Origin of the sequence: Actinoplanes sp. CA-252034 (assembly GCF_050956125.1) — a bacterium.
GTDB lineage: Bacteria > Actinomycetota > Actinomycetes > Mycobacteriales > Micromonosporaceae > Actinoplanes.
Genome location: NZ_CP191846.1, coordinates 3,044,803 through 3,061,588, shown reverse-complemented (window position 1 = coordinate 3,061,588; position 16,786 = coordinate 3,044,803). Strand labels below are relative to the sequence as shown.

The following is a 16,786-nucleotide window of genomic DNA, read 5'->3' as shown; positions in this document are numbered from 1 at the left end:
GCTAGTGGCAGCGGGCCTCGCCGATGTCCTCGACGCTGTCCTCGGCCTCCAGCGGGTGGAACGCCCACCGGTAGGAGTCCGGGCGCAGCGTCAGCTCGAGCACGCCGTGATGGTCGTAGTCGGCGTACTCACCGATCACCGCCCCGGCGGCCGGCGCGACCTCGGGGCGGTAGTGCGCCTGGCCACCGGTGCCGACGACGAACTGCCGTACCCCCTTGTCGTCGGGCCGGCCGTCGGGGTTCGCCGGGCGGAACCGCTCGTAGTGCGCGTCGTGGCCGGAGAGCACCAGCTCGACCTGGTGCTCGTAGAGCGTCCGGAACAGGTCGGCGGTCCGCACGTCGGACCCGGCTATCCCGCTCGACCAGCGCGGATGGTGCCAGGCGGCGATCACGCAGCGGTCGCCGGCGGCGGCCAGGTCCGCGGCCAGCCAGGCCTGCTGCGGCGAGCCGGGCCCGCAGCCGCCGGACACCCCGGAGCAGTTGGAGTTCAGCACCACCAGGTGCCACTGGCCGATCTCCTCGGACCAGAAGCCGCGCGGATCGCGGACCCGTTCGCCGAAGTAGGCGGTGAACGACGACGCGTCCTGCACCTTGTACTCCTGGTTGCCGAAGACCGGCACGGTGCGGTCCCGCAGGCGGCCGAACGAGGGGCCGTAGACGGTGCGGAACGCCTCGCCGGTCGGCACCTCGTACTGGACGTCGCCGAGAGCCACCAGGTAGTCGGGTTCGAGGGCGACCGCGATGTCGGAGACCGACTGCTGGCGGCAGCGGTCACCGGGCGGCTCGCCGGGCGGTTTGAGGTCCGGGTCGGCCGGGTCGCAGGCCATGTCGCCGGCGGCCGCCACGGTCACCACCGAGGGGCGATGATGAACCGTCGGCCGGCCGGCCACAGCAGGATCGCCACCAGCGCGACGACCATCGCCGCCGAGGTCCAGAGGATCAGGTGGCGGCGGGCCCAGCGCATCCGCCGCCCGGACCGTTGGCCGAGCAGCCGCCGGACGAGACCGGTCATCGGCGCCACCGGGGCATCCGCGGCCACTTGCGTCTCCGCCGGTGCCGCGCCGGCCAGTCGCCCGGACGGCCGGCGGGCAGGCGTACCGCGTACATGAAGCCGATCGACAGCGCCACGGTCACCGGCAGCAGGTAGAAGGCGTACCGGGCGAGGGCGGCCGGGCCGTAGCGGACCGTGAAGTCACCGCCGGCCGGCAGCGTCCAGCCGGCCATCCAGCCCTGCAGCGTCACCTTCTCGGCACCGGCGATGCCGCTCAGCTGCCAGCCCGGGGCCGCGCTCTCGGCCAGGGCCACCACGGCCGGGCCGGAGCCGGTGACCGTGCCGGAGAACTGGGCCGGGTTCTCCCGCTGGAAGTCCACCGCCGACTCCGGGCCGGGATCGTCCTGCCGGATCAGGACCACCGCCGACGTCGACGCGACCGGGCGGATCCGTACGCCCCGGTACTCCACCTGGGACTGCTGACGGCCCTCCAGGTCGCGGAGCCCGTACAGGTAGAGGCGGGCCTCGACGGTGTTCGGGTCGGGTGGGATGAGCGCCTCGTACGACGTCCAGCCGTTGTACACCGCGACCGTCGGCAGCTTGCGGCACAGGTCGGGCCCGCGTAGGTAGAGGCAGAACTTGGGATTGCGCAGGGCGACGCTGCGGGCCTCCATCGACAGCTCGTACAGGGAGGCGCCGCCGAAGTCGTCCGCGCTCGCGCCGATGCAGGCCAGATGGCTGACCGCCTTGAGCGTGTACGTCGTCTCGCCGTCCCCGCCGACCGCCGACTCGGCGGCCAGCCCCGCCTGGTCGGCGGTCTGGTCGTCGTACCGGTAGCAGTCCTCCAGTGGCTCGAACGGGGTCAGGATCGAGCCGGACAGCCCGCCGTCGACGCGCAGCTCGTGCTCGCCCGCGGTGAGCTCGACGGTGGTCTCCGGCACGACCGGCGGCCACACCTCGTGGCTGCCCACCTCCTCCAGCGCCTGCACCTGCACGCCGCGGTACTCGACCACGGTCGGCGAGGCGAGGCGCCGGCCCACGTCGGCGTGCAGGATGATCTGTAGCAGGCCGCCGGCGTCCATCGTCACCACGCCCTCGAAGGCGGTCCACTCGTCGCTGAGGGCGGGCCGGGAGGACAGCTCGCACCCGGCGGCGCCGGACTGCCACAGGCAGATCTGCGGCCGGGGCCCGGAGACGTGCCGGTACTGCAGCCGTACCCGGTAGATCTGGCCGGGCGGGGCGCCGCTGACCACGACCCGGGTGCAGGCGGCGTGGTCGGAGGCCTGCAGCCGGACCGCTTCACCGTGCCTGGTGTCGGTCATCTCGGCGGACAGGCCCAGCTCGCGCCACGGCCGCGGCTCATAGTTGTTGCAGTCGAAGACCGGGCTGAACCCGCTCACCTTCGCCGGTGTCGGGTCGGCGGCCAGCAGGGTCAGCCGGGTGGCCGCGCCGACCGGCACCGCCGCCGGCTCGTCGACGTCGAGGGACACCACCCGGCGGGTGCCGGCGGGTTTGACGGCGAGGATCTCCCGGTCGTCGGGCAGCGGCACCCGTACGGCGGGCCGGCGCGACACCGTCCGTCCGTCGACCTTCACCACCGTCCGGTCCTCCAGCAGCAGCTCGCCGTCCTCGACGCGCGGGATCAGTGTCGGCGCCGCGCGGGCCCGCTGGGCCACCGTGTAGCGGCCGGCGGGCACGTCCACCGTCGTCCGCGGGGATCCCTCGTCCACCGCCGGGACCGGCCAGTGCACGATGTCCGGCGTGACGGCGGCGGTGTCGTCGACCTGCGGGCTGGTGGCGACGGCCGTGGTGTCCGGGCGGGCCGCGATCGCCGTGGACGCGCCGACCGTGCCGAGCACCGCGGCGCCCGCGTCCGGGCGGGGCGGGGCGTCGAGCACGCGGTCGTACGTCCGGACGGTCGGACTGGAGCCGTCGCCGAGCCGCCACACCTGCAGCAGGCCGTCCACCTCCAGGGTGGCCCCGGGCACCCGGGCCATCGCGGCCGCCAGCACCCGGTCGTCGGCGAAGTAGCGGTTGGGCAGGCCGCGGACCAGGTCGTGCCGGACGATCACCCGGCTCGCCCCGATCGAGTGCAGCAGGCGCGGCACCGGCTCCAGGTCACCGGCGAGCAGCGCGGCCTCGACCAGGCGCAGCGCGGCCGCGAAGCCGGGCACGTCGCCGAAGTAGCCGTCCGGCTTGGGCTGCACCACGGGATGTCTGATCAGCAGGTTCGCGATGCTGTCCGCGCCGAAGAAGCCCCAGGTCGTCGGCATCTGGTAGTAGTCGTCGAGGGGCAGCACGAAGACCTTGCCGGGTCGCGGGTCGGCGTCGATGTGCTCGGCGACGTCCCACCACTCCTGGGCCACCCGGACGTGCATCGAGGGCTGGGTCGGGCGCTCGTCGGGCATCACCCCGCCGGTATAGAGCGGGTACGGGTAGGCCAGCGCCAGCACGACCGGGACGGCGGCGACGGCCCGGCCGTAGGGTCGTCGCCGCCGGGGAAGCAGGCGCAGCCGGAGCAGTAGTCCCTCGACCGTGGCGGCGAGCATCACCCCGAAGAACGAGATGAGCAGCTGACCGAGCTTGCTCATCGGCTCGCGGAACAGCCAGAAGCCGGGGGCGTGCAGATACAGGAACATGTTGATCTTGGCGAGGGGCGGGCGCAGGCCCTTGGCCAGGAACACGAACACCAGGATCATCACGAGCAGGCCCAGCGTGACCCGGCGCAGCCGCCGGGACGCGACCAGCGGCGCCACGAAGACCAGGGCCGGCAGCAGGTAGCGGATCCAGATCCACCACGGGCGGTCCAGGTCGGTGGCGAACGGCAGGTACTGCGGCAGGAACCAGGCCCAGTTCGCCACCATGGTCAGGATGTTCGGCGGCACGTTGTTCACCTGCGACCAGGACCAGTTCGTCGGGTCGGTGAAGGTGGCGTTCGCGGTCGCCCCGCCACCGCCGGTGAAGCTCTGCGCCAGCGGCAGCAGCCACCACGCGTTCAGGCCGAGCGCCCACGGTGTCGCCGCGACGAACCAGCGCAACAGCCGCCACGCCGCCCGGCGGCCGAGCAGGAGCGCGGCCAGCAGCGGGGTGCCGCCGATCGCCCAGGCGTACGCGACCACGAGCATCGGCGGATTGAAGCTGAGGAACGACGTCGGCATCAGCGCGAACCCGGCGATCGGGGCGGGCACCCGGCGGCCCAGCGCGACCCGCATCGCCACGCCGGTGATCAGCGCGACCGAGCCCACCGAGATGACATTGAGCGGGTTCGGCAGCCGGGTCAGGAAGAAGCCGTTGAGCATGCCGAAGGCGCCCGCCACCACGATGCCGGTCTGGCTGCGCACGAACGCGCCGGCCAGATACGCCACCCCGAACCCGACCAGGCCGTAGATGCACGTGTAATAGAGCCACTGGGCCGAGTACTCGGTCAGCCCGGCCAGCCGGCAGAGCCGGATCAGGACGAACTCGAAGGCGCGCGCCATCGTGTAGGCGGCCGACCCGGCTCCGGTGATCTGGTGGTTCCACGACCAGGTCATCTCCGGTTCCCAGCCGCGGCGGATGAACGCGCCCATGTCCCCGCCGGCGATGAACGTCCCGGTCCGGAACCAGCGGCTGACGATCAGCACGTCCAGCGCCAGCACGATCAGATACGGCCGGGCGGCCACCAGCGCCGCGCGGCGCGGCAGATCCGACATCGGCCGGGTCCGGCCACGGAGCGAGAGGAGCCCGAGGGGCACGGCCGCCGCGGCGAGCACGAGGCCGATCAAGATCATCCAAAAGACCACGGTGGTACGGCCGAACGCGTGCGCCGGTCCACTCGCGGCGAACAGCACGACCGCCCCCGCGATCGCCGGACGCCACAGCCGTTCGGCTCGGGCTCTCAGGTCACGGCGACGGCGACGGTGCCGGGCGGCCTCCCGGCGCACGGGCCGAACCGGCTCCGGCGACGGCTCCGCCCGGTCCTGAACCCCCGGCCGGGCAAGATCGAGCGCCACGGCGAACCTCCGGACATCTGCCCTCGCGTTACCGATCGGCGCCTGGGCGCGATGACTGAGCCGGTGTGTCCCGGCGTGGCCCCGGTGGGCGCGGTTCACGGGCACGGCGTGCGGTTGGCTCAAGGGCTGCTCAGGAGGCGGTCATGGTTGGCTCGACACCGTTCCGCCGGCGGTGGCCCGTACCGCAAGCTCGTCACATGCCGTTCCTCACCGCCTCCGCCGCCCGCCGCGCCGTCACCGTTCTGATGATCGTCCTGGCGGTCTGCGGCACGGCCCTGGCGCTCGACGCGAAGCCGGCCGGCGCCGCGGCGAGCAGCGACCGCCTGGTGCTCACCTGGGCCGAGGACGGCAACCGCCTGCAGGTCACCGGGGTCGGCTACCGCGCCCGCGACCTGGTCGAGGTGCGGCTCGGCAGCAACCCCATCCAGCAGACCCGCGGCGACGACAACGGCCGCATCGAGATCAGCGTGCCGGAGACGCTGCTGGCCGCCGGGATGTCCGGCGCCAGCATCGTCCTGGCCGGCCGCTCGGTCTCCGGCACCTCCCGCATCCTGATCTCGGCGATCCCGCCGCGGGCGGCCGCGCGCGGCCCGGTCGACCTGCTCCCCTGGGCCCTCGGCGCGGCCGCTCTGGCCCTGCTGCCGCTGGGCTTCTGGCTGAGCCGCCGGGGCCGGGCCGAGGCCGGCGCCGCGCCGAGCGGGTACCGCCGCCGGCACGCCGCCTGAACCGTCGCGCCGCCTGAACCGTCGCGCCGAGTCGATACCGCCGCGGCCACGCCGCCTGAACCGCTCGGCACCACCCCCACCCGATTCGCTCCCGAGGGGCACGACCTGAACCCGATCAGACCCACGGCTTCACCGCGCCCCGGCCTAAAGCGGTGCGGTCCCGAACCGATCAGCACCGCGACTTCAGCACGCTCCGGCCTCAACCGGCGTCACCTGAAACCGATCGGCACCCCAACTTCACCGTGCCCCGGCCTCAAGGGGCGCCGTCTGAAACCGATCAGCACCGCGACGTCACCTCGCCCCGCTCCCGAGGGAGCACAGCATGAAAGCCCGGGCTCCCCCCGCCCGGCTCGCTCCCACGCGAAAGGTCTGGCATGGGATATGCAGCGCGCACCCTCGTCGAGGCGATCCCCGCTCCGGCGGCGATCCTGGACCTCGACGGTCGTGTGCTCGTCGCCAACGAGCGTTGGTCGGCGCCGGGCCGCGACACGGAGCTCCAGCCGGCCGAGGGCGGGTTCCTCAGCACCTCGCCCGGCCCGTGCGGCGGGCACCGCGGTGTGCTCGAGGCGGTGTGGCACATGACGCCCGCCGGCCCGCCGGCCCGGCTGGACTGCCGGTGCGACGACACCGCCGAGCGCACGTGGCAGGTGAGCGCCCTGGACGCCGGCGACGGCGAACGGCAGTGCCTGGTCACGATCCTGTCCGAGGAGCCGGGCCCGGACACCAGGGCCGAGTTCCTGGCGCTGCTGAGCCACGAGGCGCGCACCCCGGTGACCACCGTCGTGGCGGCGGTCGAGCTGCTCCGGGCGCAGACGCTGGAGCAGGGCGTACGGGAGATCGTGGACAACGTCTACTACTCCGCCCGGGCCCTGGAGACGCTCACCGACAACCTGCTCGACCTGGGCAAGCTGGAGACCGGGCGGCTGCGCCTGGCACAGGAGCCGGTGACCGTGCGGGCGCTGCTGGAGGGCGTGGTCGAGCCGCTGCAGCGGGAGTCGCGCAGCAAGGGCATCCTGCTGCTCACCGCCCCGTCGCCGGATCTTCCGCCGGTGGTGCTGGGTGACCCCCAGCGCTTGCGTCAGGTGCTCGACGCGGTGGTCGGCAACGCCGTCAAGTTCACCGCCGACGGCGAGGTCGTGGTGCTGGCCGAGGCGCCCGGCGACGGGACCTGGATGATGACGGTGTCGGACACCGGCCCCGGTATCACCGAGCCGCAGCGGGCCCGGATCTTCCAGCCGTTCACCCAGGCCGACTCCTCCAGCGCCCGCCGGCACGAGGGCGCCGGGCTCGGCCTGGCGCTCGCCTCCCGGCTGGTCGCCCGGATGGGCGGCGACATCGAGGTGGAGTCCGCGCCCGGCGCGGGCGCGCTGTTCCGGATCCGCCTGCCGCTGCTGGTCGCGCCGTCGCCCGAGGAGAGCGAGCCCAAGCTCCTCGCCCGCCGCCGGATCGCCGTGGTGGCCCCGACCCCGCGGTCCACCCGGGCACTGGCGTGGCTGCTGGCCGGTGCCGGGGCCGAGCCGGTGGCGGCGGAGTTCGACCAGGTCATCCGGCCGATGGCGGACATCGACACGGTGGTGTGGTGCGACGACGCGCACGATGCCGAGGCCGGGCACCGCGCCGACACGGTGGGGCGCGCGGTCGGGCCGGACGGCCAGGGCCTGATGATCAGCAGCACCGATCCGCGTACCGGCGTCGTCCGCCGCCCCGGCGTGCTGACCGCCCCGCTCGTGCTCAGCCGCGTGGTGGCCGCCCTCAATCAGGAGCGGACCGGCGTGCGCGGCGCCCCGGTCACGGTGCCCCCGCTGTCCGGCGGGCGGGTCCTGCTGGCCGAGGACAACGAGGTCAACCGCACCGTCTTCCGCCGCATGATCGAACTGATGGGCGTCACCTGCGACACCGTCGTCGACGGCGAGGAGGCGGCCCGGGCGGCGCTCGGCGGACCGGGTTACGACGTGGTGCTGATGGACGTGCAGATGCCGCGCACCGACGGGCTGGAGGCGACTCGGCTGATCCGGGCGGCCGGGTGCCGTACCCCGATCCTGGCCCTGACCGCGACCGCTCCGGCCGACCGGGACCGCTGCCTGGCGGCCGGCATGGACGGACGGCTGAGCAAGCCGATCACCCTTCCCGAGCTGCGGGCCGCGCTGGCGCCCTATCTCCATCCCGGGACGGCCGCTCCGCCCGGTGACGGCGACGCCGACGAGAACGCCGGCCGGCCGGTCTCCCGTATCCAGATCGACGACGCTCCCGCCCGGGTGATGGCCCGATGACCCGCCACCAGGAAAGGCCCACGGTGTCCGACAGCGCCGCACTGGTCAACATCGAACTCGCCGGTCTCCGCACCGAACTGGAGCGGGAGCGCCACCACAACGCGGAGCTGCAGGCCACGATGGACGGCCTGCGCCGCTCGGTGACGGAGCTGCGGAACTTCGCGCGCGACGTCAGCCACGACCTGAAGGCCCCGCTGGCCGGCATCCTCGGGTACGCCCAGCTGCTGGAGCACCTCGACTTCGGGTTCGCCCGCCCGGCCGGGTACGACGAGTTCGTCTCGGAGATCAACCGCAGCGCCGACCGGATGCGACGGCTCATCGACGACGTGCTCGCCTACTCGGCGACCAGCGACAGCACCCTGCGCCTGGCCCCTATCGACCTGTCCGCCCTGGTCGACGACCTGGCCGCGGACGCGAGCGGTCTGATCCGCCCGACGCCTCTGATCACCCGCGACACCCTGCCGGCCGTACACGGCGACCACAGCATGGTGCGGCGGCTGCTCGAGAACCTGCTCGGCAACGCGATCAAGTACGTGCCCCTCGGCGAAGCCGCCCGGGTGCACGTCTCCGCGCAGGCGATTGAGGGCGACATGGTCCGAATCGAGATCACCGACCACGGGATCGGAATCCAGGACGGCCAGCACGAGGCCATCTTCGAGGAACTGCACCGGGCCCACCCGGAGGCGTACCCCGGCAATGGTCTCGGCCTGCCCATCTGCCGTCGCATCGTGCAGCGGATGGGCGGTGCCATCGGCGCCGACCCCCGTCACCGCGGTGGCGCACGGATCTGGTTCACCCTGCCGCCGGCCCCCACGGCCGGTGAGCCGCACGCGGTGCTCCCCGAACTCGATCTCGACCACACCACGGTCTGAGATGCCGCGCCGGCCGATCCCCCCGCAATCCCCCAACGACAGAACGAGGTCCTGATGGACTTGAGGCGACTACTCGTCGCGGTGGGCGCTGGGGCGCTCGGGTTGGTGACCTCCACGGTCGCCGTCCCGTCGAGCGCCCAGGCCGCCCTCGCGGCGCCCGGAACGCTGGCGGTGACCCGAACCGCCGACGACGTGTACAAACTGCGGGTGGTGTGGAAGGCGGTCCCCGGCGCCGACCACTACACGGCCGACATCGTGGCGGGTGACGTGCAGACCGTGATCGATCTGCCGGGCGCCACGACCGAGTACACGATCGACGCGCCGAACCCGTGCACGACGTACAAGGTGCGGATCGGCGCGGTCGACACCTCCGGTGCCGTCGCCAACACCGGCTACTACACGCTGAAGGCGCTGACCCCGAGCGCGGTGACCGGCATGTCGACCGGCCGCGCCGACGAGGGCGGCACCGCCACGGCCGGCTGGAAGGCGCCGGCCTGGACCGGCTACTCGCCGCTGACCGGGTACCGCACGGTCTTCACCCGGATGGTCGACAACGTGGTGCTGGCCGACCGGACCGGCACGGAGACGGCGTTCCGCTTCTCCGGCGCCAGCCCGGAGCGCGCCTACACCCTGTCGCTGACCACCATGAACGCGTACGGCGCCTGCGTGACCACGAAGTCGCTGGTGGACCGCTTCCGGCCGGCCGAGCCGACCGACCTGGTCGTGAAGCGGCGCGCCGACCAGCCCGACTCGGTGGAGCTGGCGTGGAAGGCGCCCGTCGGCAATCCCGCGCCGACGTACTACCAGATCGGCTACGGCACGGAGACGATCAGCCGCCTGGTGCGGGTCGACGCTTCGGCCCGGTCCAGCACGCTCGCGCTGCCGGCCGACAAGCCGTGGATCGTGGAGTTGAAGGCGTACAACGAGAACGGCGGCAGCAACGCGGTCTCCGGGGCCATCCCGGCCACGTCCGCGCCCGTCGAGGTGCCCCCCACTCCGGTGGAGGTGCCCACCACCCCGTCGAACCCGGCGCCGCCCTCCGTCCCGTCCTCCGCACAGCCGTCCAGCGAGACGCCGTCCAGCGCGGCGCCGTCCAGCGAGACCCCCACCGGCACGGCACCCTCCAGCGAGACGCCGTCCAGCACGGCGCCCTCCAGCGAGGCTCCCACCAGCGCGGCGCCGTCGAGCGAGGCTCCCACCAGCGCGGCGCCGTCCAGCGAAGCCCCCACCAGCGCGGCGCCGTCCGATCCCGCGCCGGAGCCCACCGTCGCCCCGCAGCCCTCGGACCGGACTCCCCCGAAGATCACCGCGACGCTGTCCCAGCAGCCGGTGGACGACTGGTTCCGTGGCCCGGTCACCATCGGGTTCACCTGCTCCGACGACAGCGGGGCGGTCGACTGTCCCGAGCCGGTGCTCGCCGACACCGACGGCGCGGACCAGCAGTTCTCGGGCACGGCGAAGGACGCGGCCGGGAACACCACCACGACCACCGTCACCCTCAACATCGACCAGAAGGCGCCGCACATCACCGCGACCGTGGTGGACACGCCCGGCGCCTCCGGCTGGCACACCTCGGTCCCGACGATCCACTACGTCTGCAGCGACACCGGTTCCCTGATCGCCAGCTGCCCGGCGGACACCCCGGTCACCACCGAGGGCCCCGAGCAGGTGGTCACCGGCACCGCCGTCGACCGGGCCGGCAACACCGCGACCGCCCGGCTGACCGTCGACATCGACACCACCGTCCCGGAGGTCGGCGCCACGATCGACCAGGCCCCGAACAGCGCGGGCTGGTACCGTACCGCCCCCACCGTGCGCTACACCTGCGCCGACACCGGCTCGGGCGTCCGGGTCTGCCCGTCGGACCCCACGGTCTCCACCGACGGCGCGGACCAGGTCGTCACCGGCACGGTCATCGACCGGGCCGGCAACACCGCCGCCACCTCGGTCACCGTCGCCGTCGACCGCACCGCGCCGCGCATCACCGCGGACCTGATCGGCGCACCCAACGCCGCCGGCTGGTACCGCACCCCGCCCACCGTGCACTTCACCTGCACCGATGCCACCTCCGGCATCGACAGCTGCCCGGCTGACGTCGTCGTCGGCACCGACGGCGCCCGGCAGGTCGTCACCGGCACCGCCGTCGACCGGGCCGGCAACACCGCCGAAGCCTCCTACGTCCTGAACGTCGACGGCACCGCGCCGCGCGTCACCGCCGACCTGGTCGGCACGCCCAACGCCGCCGGCTGGTACCGCACCGCGCCCACCGTGCGGTACACGTGCGCCGACGACACGTCCGGCACCGCGTCGTGCCCGGCCGACACCACCGTGGCCGGCGACGGCGCCGCCAAGGTCGTCACCGGCACCGCCACCGACAACGCCGGCAACACCGCCGGCGCCACGGTGACGGCCAAGGTCGACCGCACCGCGCCCACCGTCACCGTCGTCGGCGCCACCGACGGCGCCGTGTACGGCCCGGACTTCAACCCGGTCCTGTCCTGCGCCACCACCGACCAGGTGTCCGGCGTGGCAACCGCGGCGGTGCTCAGCCGTACGGAGAGCCGGGGCACGTACACGGTGAAGTGCTCCGGCGCCGTCGACAAGGCGGGCAACGCCACCACGCCGGCGCAGATCACCTACAGCGTGAAGCTGACCGTCCCGTGGCTGGTCGACCTGACCCGCAAGTACGGGGGCAAGGCGTCGTCGGGCACTCTCCAGCAGCTGGAGAACGACCTGAACGCCGGGCGCTACGTGGCGTACATCGCCAGGGTGACCGCGATGACGAACGGCGCCAAGCCGACGCTCACGCCGATCCAGGCGGCCACGCTGTCCTACTGGGCGCTGGCGCTGGCCGTCACCCGCTAGGCCGGACAGCACCGTGGTGGGCCGGGGCTCGTGGAGCCCCGGCCCACCGTGGTCATACCGGCCACTAAGACGGGTGAAATATGGCCATACTGGGTCATGACCCGTCCGCCGACGCTCTCGGTCATCGTGCCGGCCTACAACAGTGCCGCTCTGCTCCGCGAGTTCCTGACCTCGTTCCTGGCCTCCGACTTCCGTGACTTCGAGATCGTCGTGAACGACGACGTCCGGTCCTCCGACGACACCCTCCAGGTGGTGACCGAGTACCGCGACCGCGGTCTGAGCGTCCGCTACCTGCGGGAGAACCGGTCGATGGCGCAGGGCCGCCGTCGCGGCGCCGCCGAGGCGTCCGGCGACATCCTGCTGCACCTCGACACCGACATGACGGTCACGCCGGGCCTTCTCGGCGAGTGCGCCGAGCTCCTGACCGAGCGGTACGACGCCCTGGTCATCCCGGAGGAGTCGTTCGGCACCACCTTCTGGGCGCGGTGCAAATGGCTGGAGAAGAAGTGCTACGACGGCGTCGAGCAGATCGAGTCGCTGCGCTGCCTGCGCCGTGACGTCTACGAGAAGCTCGGCGGCCACGACGAGCGGATGATCTTCTCCGAGGACAAGGACCTCGACCTGCGGGTCCGGGCCGCCGGCTGCCGCGTCGGCCGGACCAGGGGCTTCCTCTTCCACAACGAGGGCCCGCTGCGGCTCTCCAGGACCCTCAAGAAGAAGCTGGGGTACGTCGGAACGGCTGACGTGTTCGCCCAGGAGCACCCCGAGGCGTTCCGCTGGCAGATCAACATCCTGCACCGGTTCGTCCTCTACCTGCGCAACATCCGATACCTGCGCACCCACCCACTGCTCTACCTCGGCATGTGGCTCATGAAGATCAGCGAGTTCGGCTTCGGGGCGCTCGGCCACGTGCTGCGCCGTCTCCGCCCTGCCGGCCGGGCGGTGCCGGCATGAGGGTCGCCCACGTCATCTCCGAGTTCTCCGGGCGGGAGGCGATGGGGCGTACCGTCACCGAGACCGTCCAGCGGGTCCCCGGAGAGCATCACCTGGTCACCACGCACGTCGTCGACGGTGGTCACGTCTTCGCCGGGACGCACGAGCTCGGCGGCTCGCTCGAGACGTTCCCCATGGGCCGGGCGGCGGAGCTGGCCGGGGTGCTCGCCGGGATGCGCCCCGACCTGGTGCACGTCCACGCCGGCGCGCTCGGGCCCCTGCTGGTCCTGCATCCGGCGCTGCGACCGTACCCGAAACTGCTGACCGTCTACGCCTGGCCCACCCTGCCCGGCCCCCGCGCCCTGCGCCGCGGCACGCTGCGTGAGATGTGGTCGTCCAACGTGCTGCGGCCCCGGGTCGCGGCCACCACCGTGCTGCCGCCGCCGCTTGCCGCCGCGGCGCTGCGCCGGGCCGGCGTCACCACGATCCTCACCCCCGATCCGCGGGTCGAGGAGCGGCTCGGCCGCCCGGGCGGACCCGAGATCGTGCGGTACGCGTGCGGCGCCCCCGACGACGAGCGCCGCGCCCGGTTCGACCGCGAGTCCCCGGTGATCGTCTTCGCCGGCCGGGCCGAGACGGTACGCGGCCTCGACACCCTGCTCGACGCGTTCGGCACGGTCCGGGAGCGGGTCCCCGGCGTACGGCTGCGCCTGCTCCTGATCCCGCGCCCCGAGCTGCCCGCCATCCTGGCCCGCGCCGGGTCGGCCGGCGAGGCGATCGACGTGGTCACCGAACCGGTCCCCGACCTGCTCGGTGAGTTCGCCGCGGCCCAGGTCGGCACCTGGCCGTTCAAGTTCGACTACACCACCTCGCCGCCCGCGATGGCGCTGGTCGAGGCGATGGCGGTGGGCCTGCCGGTGGTCGGCACCGACGTCGCCTGCGTCCGCGCGGTCCTGGAGCCCGGCGTGAACGGCCTGTCCGTGCCGCCCGCCGACCCACCGGCGCTGGCGCGCGCCCTGATCGAGCTGCTCACCGACGAGGTGGCCTGGCGCCGGTACGCGGTCGCCGGCCGGGAGTCGGCCCGCGACCACATGGGCTGGGAACAGGCGACCGACCGGGCCGCCGCCGCCTACCGGGCGCTCACCGGCGGACTTGCCCACCGCTTGACATCGGGATGAGCCGGGGTTGAGGTTCGGCCGCCATCCTTTGATGCATGACGAACTCGCAGCTCACCGCCCCCGCCGCCACCACCGCCGTCGTTCCGGGCCTCGGCCGGTCCGGGGTCGACCTGACCCTCATCCTCCCGGTCCACGGTCCCGCCGCCGCCGTCCGTACCGTCGTCGAGCGGTTGTCCGAGGCCCTGTACGCCCAGTGCATCAGCTTCGAGGTGCTGGGAGTCGCCGATGCCGCCGCGCTCGCCGCCGACGAGGTCAACGGCCTGCCCCTGACCCGGTTCGTGCGCGCCGACGAGGCCGACATCGACGCGACGCTCTTCTCCGACAACCTGGTGGCCACCGGCCGCTGGATCGCCGTCCTCGACGTGGAGGCCGCCGCCGAGATCGACGCGTACGGCTTCGTCGAGCTTCTGCACCAGGCTCGCGAGCGTTTTCCGGTGAGTGCCTGAGATCCCACCGGATCGAGTCCCGCACACCCTTGGATCGTCCGCCCCACAGCCGATGAGAGATCTGCCCACCGTTCCATCGTCCCCAGGAGGTGCCGTGACCACGCCACGAGCGCTCGTCGTCGAGGACTCGCCCGAGTTCATGATGATCTGCCGTCATCTGCTGGAGAAGGAGGGCTTCGAGGTCGTGCCCGCCGGTGACGGCCAGGAGGCCGTGGCGCAGGCCCAGAAGCAGCGGCCCGAGCTCGCCATCCTCGACCTCGGCCTGCCCGATTTCGACGGCATCGAAGTGTGCCGGCAGATCCGGCAGTTCACCGACGCGTACATCATCATGGTGACCGGCCGCACCGACGAGCTGGACAAGGTGGTCGGCCTCTCGGTCGGCGCCGACGACTACGTCACCAAGCCGTTCTCCCCGCGTGAGCTGGCCGCCCGCATCCAGGCGATGCGACGGCGCCCGCGGGCCAGCGTCCAGGCCCGGCGCGAGGCCGTCCGCGAATACGGCGAGCTGCGCATCGACCTGGAAGTACGGGAGGTCGCCCGCACCGGCGCGATCATCGAGCTGACGAAGATCGAGTTCGACCTGCTGGACCTGCTGTCGTCCGCGCCCCGCCGCACCTTCACCCGCCCCCAACTGCTGGAACATGTGTGGGGCGACAACTTCTTCGGCGATGACCACATCATCGACGTGCACGTCGGTAACCTACGACGCAAACTCGGCGAGTCCGCGTCCGCGCCGCGCCACATCCGTACCCTCCGCGGGGTCGGCTACCGCTTCGAGCCCTGACCCCGGCCCTGCCGGTCCCCGGAAGGTGTCCCCCTGCGCAGGCTCCGGGGGGTGTGTGCCGCCTCGACCACGGCCGCGACCAGCTCGGCGATGTCATCGCCGGGCGCTGAGCGGGACGTGTCGATCACCATCTCGGCGCAGCGGGCCGGGCGCTCGGCGAGCAGCCGGTGGAAGCGTTCCTGCTGTTCGCGCTGGTCGGCGAGGCTCCGCTCCGGTTTGCGGCCGTGGATGACGTCGACCGGCGCGTCGGGCAGCACCAGCAGGTCCGGGGCGGGCACCAGCAGCTCGGCCACCCGGGCCGCCGCCGAACCCGGCCACGGCGACTCCCGCAGGTCGTAGACCCACCGGTCGGCGATCACCACCCGGCCGCGGACCAGCGCGGGAAGAACGTCACGCAGGTAACGCCAGCCGTACTCGCCCGCGTAGTACCAGGCGGCCACCCGGCGCAACCGGCCATGATCAAGGCCACTGCACCGGTCCACGCCGTCCTCCGGCCCGGACTCGGGTCCGGCCGCTCCCCGCGACCGGACACCGTCCCTCCCCGCCCGGAGTCGGTTTCAGGTCCTTCCCCGCGACCCGACACCGGCCCTCCCTGCCCGGACTCGGTTCCAGGTCCTCCCCCGATTCCGGACACCGTCCCTTTCGGCCACGTCGGGGGTGTTTCGGGCGTTAAAGCCCGAATCCCTTCTGGCGCCCGTCCAGCAGCCTCTGCCGACGACGCCGCCGATCTCGGGCCGGCCTCCGGCGAGGACACCGCCGATCTCGGGCCGGCCTCCGGCGAGGACACCGGAGGGGTCGGGGCGGTGGAGCCGACGTTCAGGAGGCGGCGGGCCAGCGCCACACCCGGAAGGTTGCCGCGGGCCATGCCGAAGTAGGCCTGCGACGTCGCGAACCCCCGGCCCCGCAGCCGGTCGCCGAGCATCGCGGCGACCGTGGACTTGCCGGCGCCGTCCGTGCCGACCAGCGCGACGACCACGCCGCGGGCTCGTAGGCCGAGAGGCCCGGCGGACGGACCGGCCGGCATGATGCTGCGCCGCTGCGCCCACGTCGCGCCGAGAGCGCCCGGCGCCAGGCTGCGGGCCGCCAGCCGCAGACGGGCGCGGTGGGGAAGTCCCGGATCGGGCCGGGCCCCTCCGGCTGTCGCGATCAGGTCGGCGGCGACCGCCGCGCCGAGTTGTCCGGTGAGACGCCGGGCCAGCGCGGCTCGCGGGCCCGGGTCGGCCGCCGCCCAGGCCTCGCGGGCCTCGGCGAGCCGATCCGGATCGGGGATCCGCCCGCGCAGCACCGGCCGGACCAGCAGGTCGGCGACGGCGGCCGCGCCGGTGAGCCGGTGAGCGGCCCGGTCGACGGTGACCTCCGCCGCCGGGACCAGCAGGACCGGGCCGACCCGCAGGTCACCGTGGGTGAAGTCGACGACGGCAAGGCCGGTGGCGGTGACCACCGCGACACCGGTGTGCCGCAGCCGTCGCGGGTCCGCGGCGTCGGCGATCACGGCGCAGGGGTACGCCCGGGTGAGCGCGGCCACCGGGCCGGGCGACTGCCGGCCGGCCGCGCACCAGACGTCCAGGTCGGCGGGCCCGTTGTCGGCCGCCCACCGCTCCGGCGCTCCGGTGCTCCCCTGCCAGGCCCAGTCCGCTCCGGCGTCATCGAGGACGGCCGTGACCGTGTCCATCACCTCGGCGCGACCGGCGACACGACGGCTCATCGACTCAGAAACCATTTTCCCGGACA

13 protein-coding genes are annotated in these 16,786 nt (G+C 73.3%); 7 read left to right on the top strand and 6 right to left on the bottom strand.

All coding sequences use genetic code 11. The features are described from left to right. Position 1 precedes the first annotated feature (1 nt). The 3 genes from ACQPZW_RS13720 to ACQPZW_RS13710 are packed head-to-tail and all read right to left on the bottom strand — an operon-like array spanning position 2 to position 4,982. Positions 2–853 (bottom strand): metallophosphoesterase family protein, encoded by an 852-nt coding sequence (locus tag ACQPZW_RS13720; protein WP_433795242.1) that lies wholly within the window; start codon positions 851–853, stop codon positions 2–4. Next, positions 847–1,011 carry a hypothetical protein gene (locus ACQPZW_RS13715; protein WP_433795241.1) on the bottom strand — a complete coding sequence of 55 codons (165 nt, stop codon included), beginning with the start codon at positions 1,009–1,011 and terminating at the stop codon, positions 847–849. Before ACQPZW_RS13715 ends, ACQPZW_RS13720 begins: the two co-directional genes overlap by 7 nt. Further along, positions 1,008–4,982, bottom strand: coding sequence for a hypothetical protein (locus ACQPZW_RS13710; RefSeq protein ID WP_433795240.1), 3,975 nt, complete (start codon positions 4,980–4,982; stop codon positions 1,008–1,010). Before ACQPZW_RS13710 ends, ACQPZW_RS13715 begins: the two co-directional genes overlap by 4 nt. A 197-nt stretch (positions 4,983–5,179) precedes the next feature. Between ACQPZW_RS13710 and ACQPZW_RS13705 the strand changes: the two genes are divergently transcribed. The 3 genes from ACQPZW_RS13705 (at position 5,180) to ACQPZW_RS13695 (ending at position 8,849) form a co-directional block, all read left to right on the top strand. Further along, complete coding sequence (locus ACQPZW_RS13705; protein ID WP_433795239.1) at positions 5,180–5,707, top strand: hypothetical protein; 528 nt, start codon at positions 5,180–5,182, stop codon at positions 5,705–5,707. A 374-nt stretch (positions 5,708–6,081) separates the two neighbouring features. Further along, on the top strand, positions 6,082–7,977 hold the full coding sequence (locus ACQPZW_RS13700; protein ID WP_433795238.1) for an ATP-binding protein: 1,896 nt from the start codon (positions 6,082–6,084) through the stop codon (positions 7,975–7,977). Further along, a complete protein-coding gene (locus ACQPZW_RS13695) occupies positions 7,974–8,849 on the top strand; it encodes a sensor histidine kinase (protein WP_433795237.1) in 876 nt (291 codons plus the stop codon). Before ACQPZW_RS13700 ends, ACQPZW_RS13695 begins: the two co-directional genes overlap by 4 nt. A gap of 812 nt (positions 8,850–9,661) precedes the next feature. Here ACQPZW_RS13695 and ACQPZW_RS13690 read toward each other — a convergent pair. Continuing rightward, entirely contained in the window at positions 9,662–10,210 is a 549-nt protein-coding gene (locus tag ACQPZW_RS13690) for a pentapeptide repeat-containing protein (protein WP_433797530.1), read from the bottom strand. A gap of 1,600 nt (positions 10,211–11,810) precedes the next feature. Here ACQPZW_RS13690 and ACQPZW_RS13685 point away from each other — a divergent pair. From ACQPZW_RS13685 to ACQPZW_RS13670, 4 genes are all read left to right on the top strand, one after another. After that, positions 11,811–12,668, top strand: coding sequence for a glycosyltransferase family 2 protein (locus tag ACQPZW_RS13685; protein ID WP_433795236.1), 858 nt, complete (start codon positions 11,811–11,813; stop codon positions 12,666–12,668). Continuing rightward, a complete protein-coding gene (locus tag ACQPZW_RS13680; protein WP_433795235.1) occupies positions 12,665–13,825 on the top strand; it encodes a glycosyltransferase family 4 protein in 1,161 nt (386 codons plus the stop codon). The genes ACQPZW_RS13685 and ACQPZW_RS13680 overlap by 4 nt, the downstream gene beginning before the upstream one ends. 35 nt (positions 13,826–13,860) lie before the next feature. Next, the gene (locus ACQPZW_RS13675; protein ID WP_433795234.1) at positions 13,861–14,271 is read left to right on the top strand and encodes a hypothetical protein; all 411 of its coding nucleotides are present in this window, start codon (positions 13,861–13,863) and stop codon (positions 14,269–14,271) included. A 94-nt stretch (positions 14,272–14,365) separates the two neighbouring features. Then, positions 14,366–15,055 carry a response regulator transcription factor gene (locus ACQPZW_RS13670; protein ID WP_433795233.1) on the top strand — a complete coding sequence of 230 codons (690 nt, stop codon included), beginning with the start codon at positions 14,366–14,368 and terminating at the stop codon, positions 15,053–15,055. Here the strand turns inward: ACQPZW_RS13670 and ACQPZW_RS13665 are convergent. Both ACQPZW_RS13665 and ACQPZW_RS13660 read right to left on the bottom strand, forming a co-directional pair. Next, positions 15,037–15,504, bottom strand: coding sequence for a hypothetical protein (locus ACQPZW_RS13665; RefSeq protein WP_433795232.1), 468 nt, complete (start codon positions 15,502–15,504; stop codon positions 15,037–15,039). The two genes, ACQPZW_RS13670 and ACQPZW_RS13665, sit on opposite strands and share 19 nt — an antisense overlap. Further along, positions 15,411–16,760, bottom strand: a complete 1,350-nt coding sequence (locus ACQPZW_RS13660) for a hypothetical protein (RefSeq protein ID WP_433795231.1) — start codon at positions 16,758–16,760, stop codon at positions 15,411–15,413. Before ACQPZW_RS13660 ends, ACQPZW_RS13665 begins: the two co-directional genes overlap by 94 nt. Positions 16,761–16,786: the final 26 nt, after the last annotated feature.

What these genes read in the sequence shown, in the direction of transcription:
- ACQPZW_RS13715 (WP_433795241.1), bottom strand. Translation starts at nt 1,011, where the DNA reads ATGACCGGTCTCGTCCGGCGGCTGCTCGGCCAACGGTCCGGGCGGCGG.
- ACQPZW_RS13705 (WP_433795239.1), top strand. Translation starts at nt 5,180, where the DNA reads ATGCCGTTCCTCACCGCCTCCGCCGCCCGCCGCGCCGTCACCGTTCTG.
- ACQPZW_RS13700 (WP_433795238.1), top strand. Translation starts at nt 6,082, where the DNA reads ATGGGATATGCAGCGCGCACCCTCGTCGAGGCGATCCCCGCTCCGGCG.
- ACQPZW_RS13695 (WP_433795237.1), top strand. Translation starts at nt 7,974, where the DNA reads ATGACCCGCCACCAGGAAAGGCCCACGGTGTCCGACAGCGCCGCACTG.
- ACQPZW_RS13690 (WP_433797530.1), bottom strand. Translation starts at nt 10,210, where the DNA reads ATGGTGACCGGGCCACGGAACCAGTCGTCCACCGGCTGCTGGGACAGC.
- ACQPZW_RS13685 (WP_433795236.1), top strand. Translation starts at nt 11,811, where the DNA reads ATGACCCGTCCGCCGACGCTCTCGGTCATCGTGCCGGCCTACAACAGT.
- ACQPZW_RS13680 (WP_433795235.1), top strand. Translation starts at nt 12,665, where the DNA reads ATGAGGGTCGCCCACGTCATCTCCGAGTTCTCCGGGCGGGAGGCGATG.
- ACQPZW_RS13675 (WP_433795234.1), top strand. Translation starts at nt 13,861, where the DNA reads ATGACGAACTCGCAGCTCACCGCCCCCGCCGCCACCACCGCCGTCGTT.
- ACQPZW_RS13660 (WP_433795231.1), bottom strand. Translation starts at nt 16,760, where the DNA reads ATGAGCCGTCGTGTCGCCGGTCGCGCCGAGGTGATGGACACGGTCACG.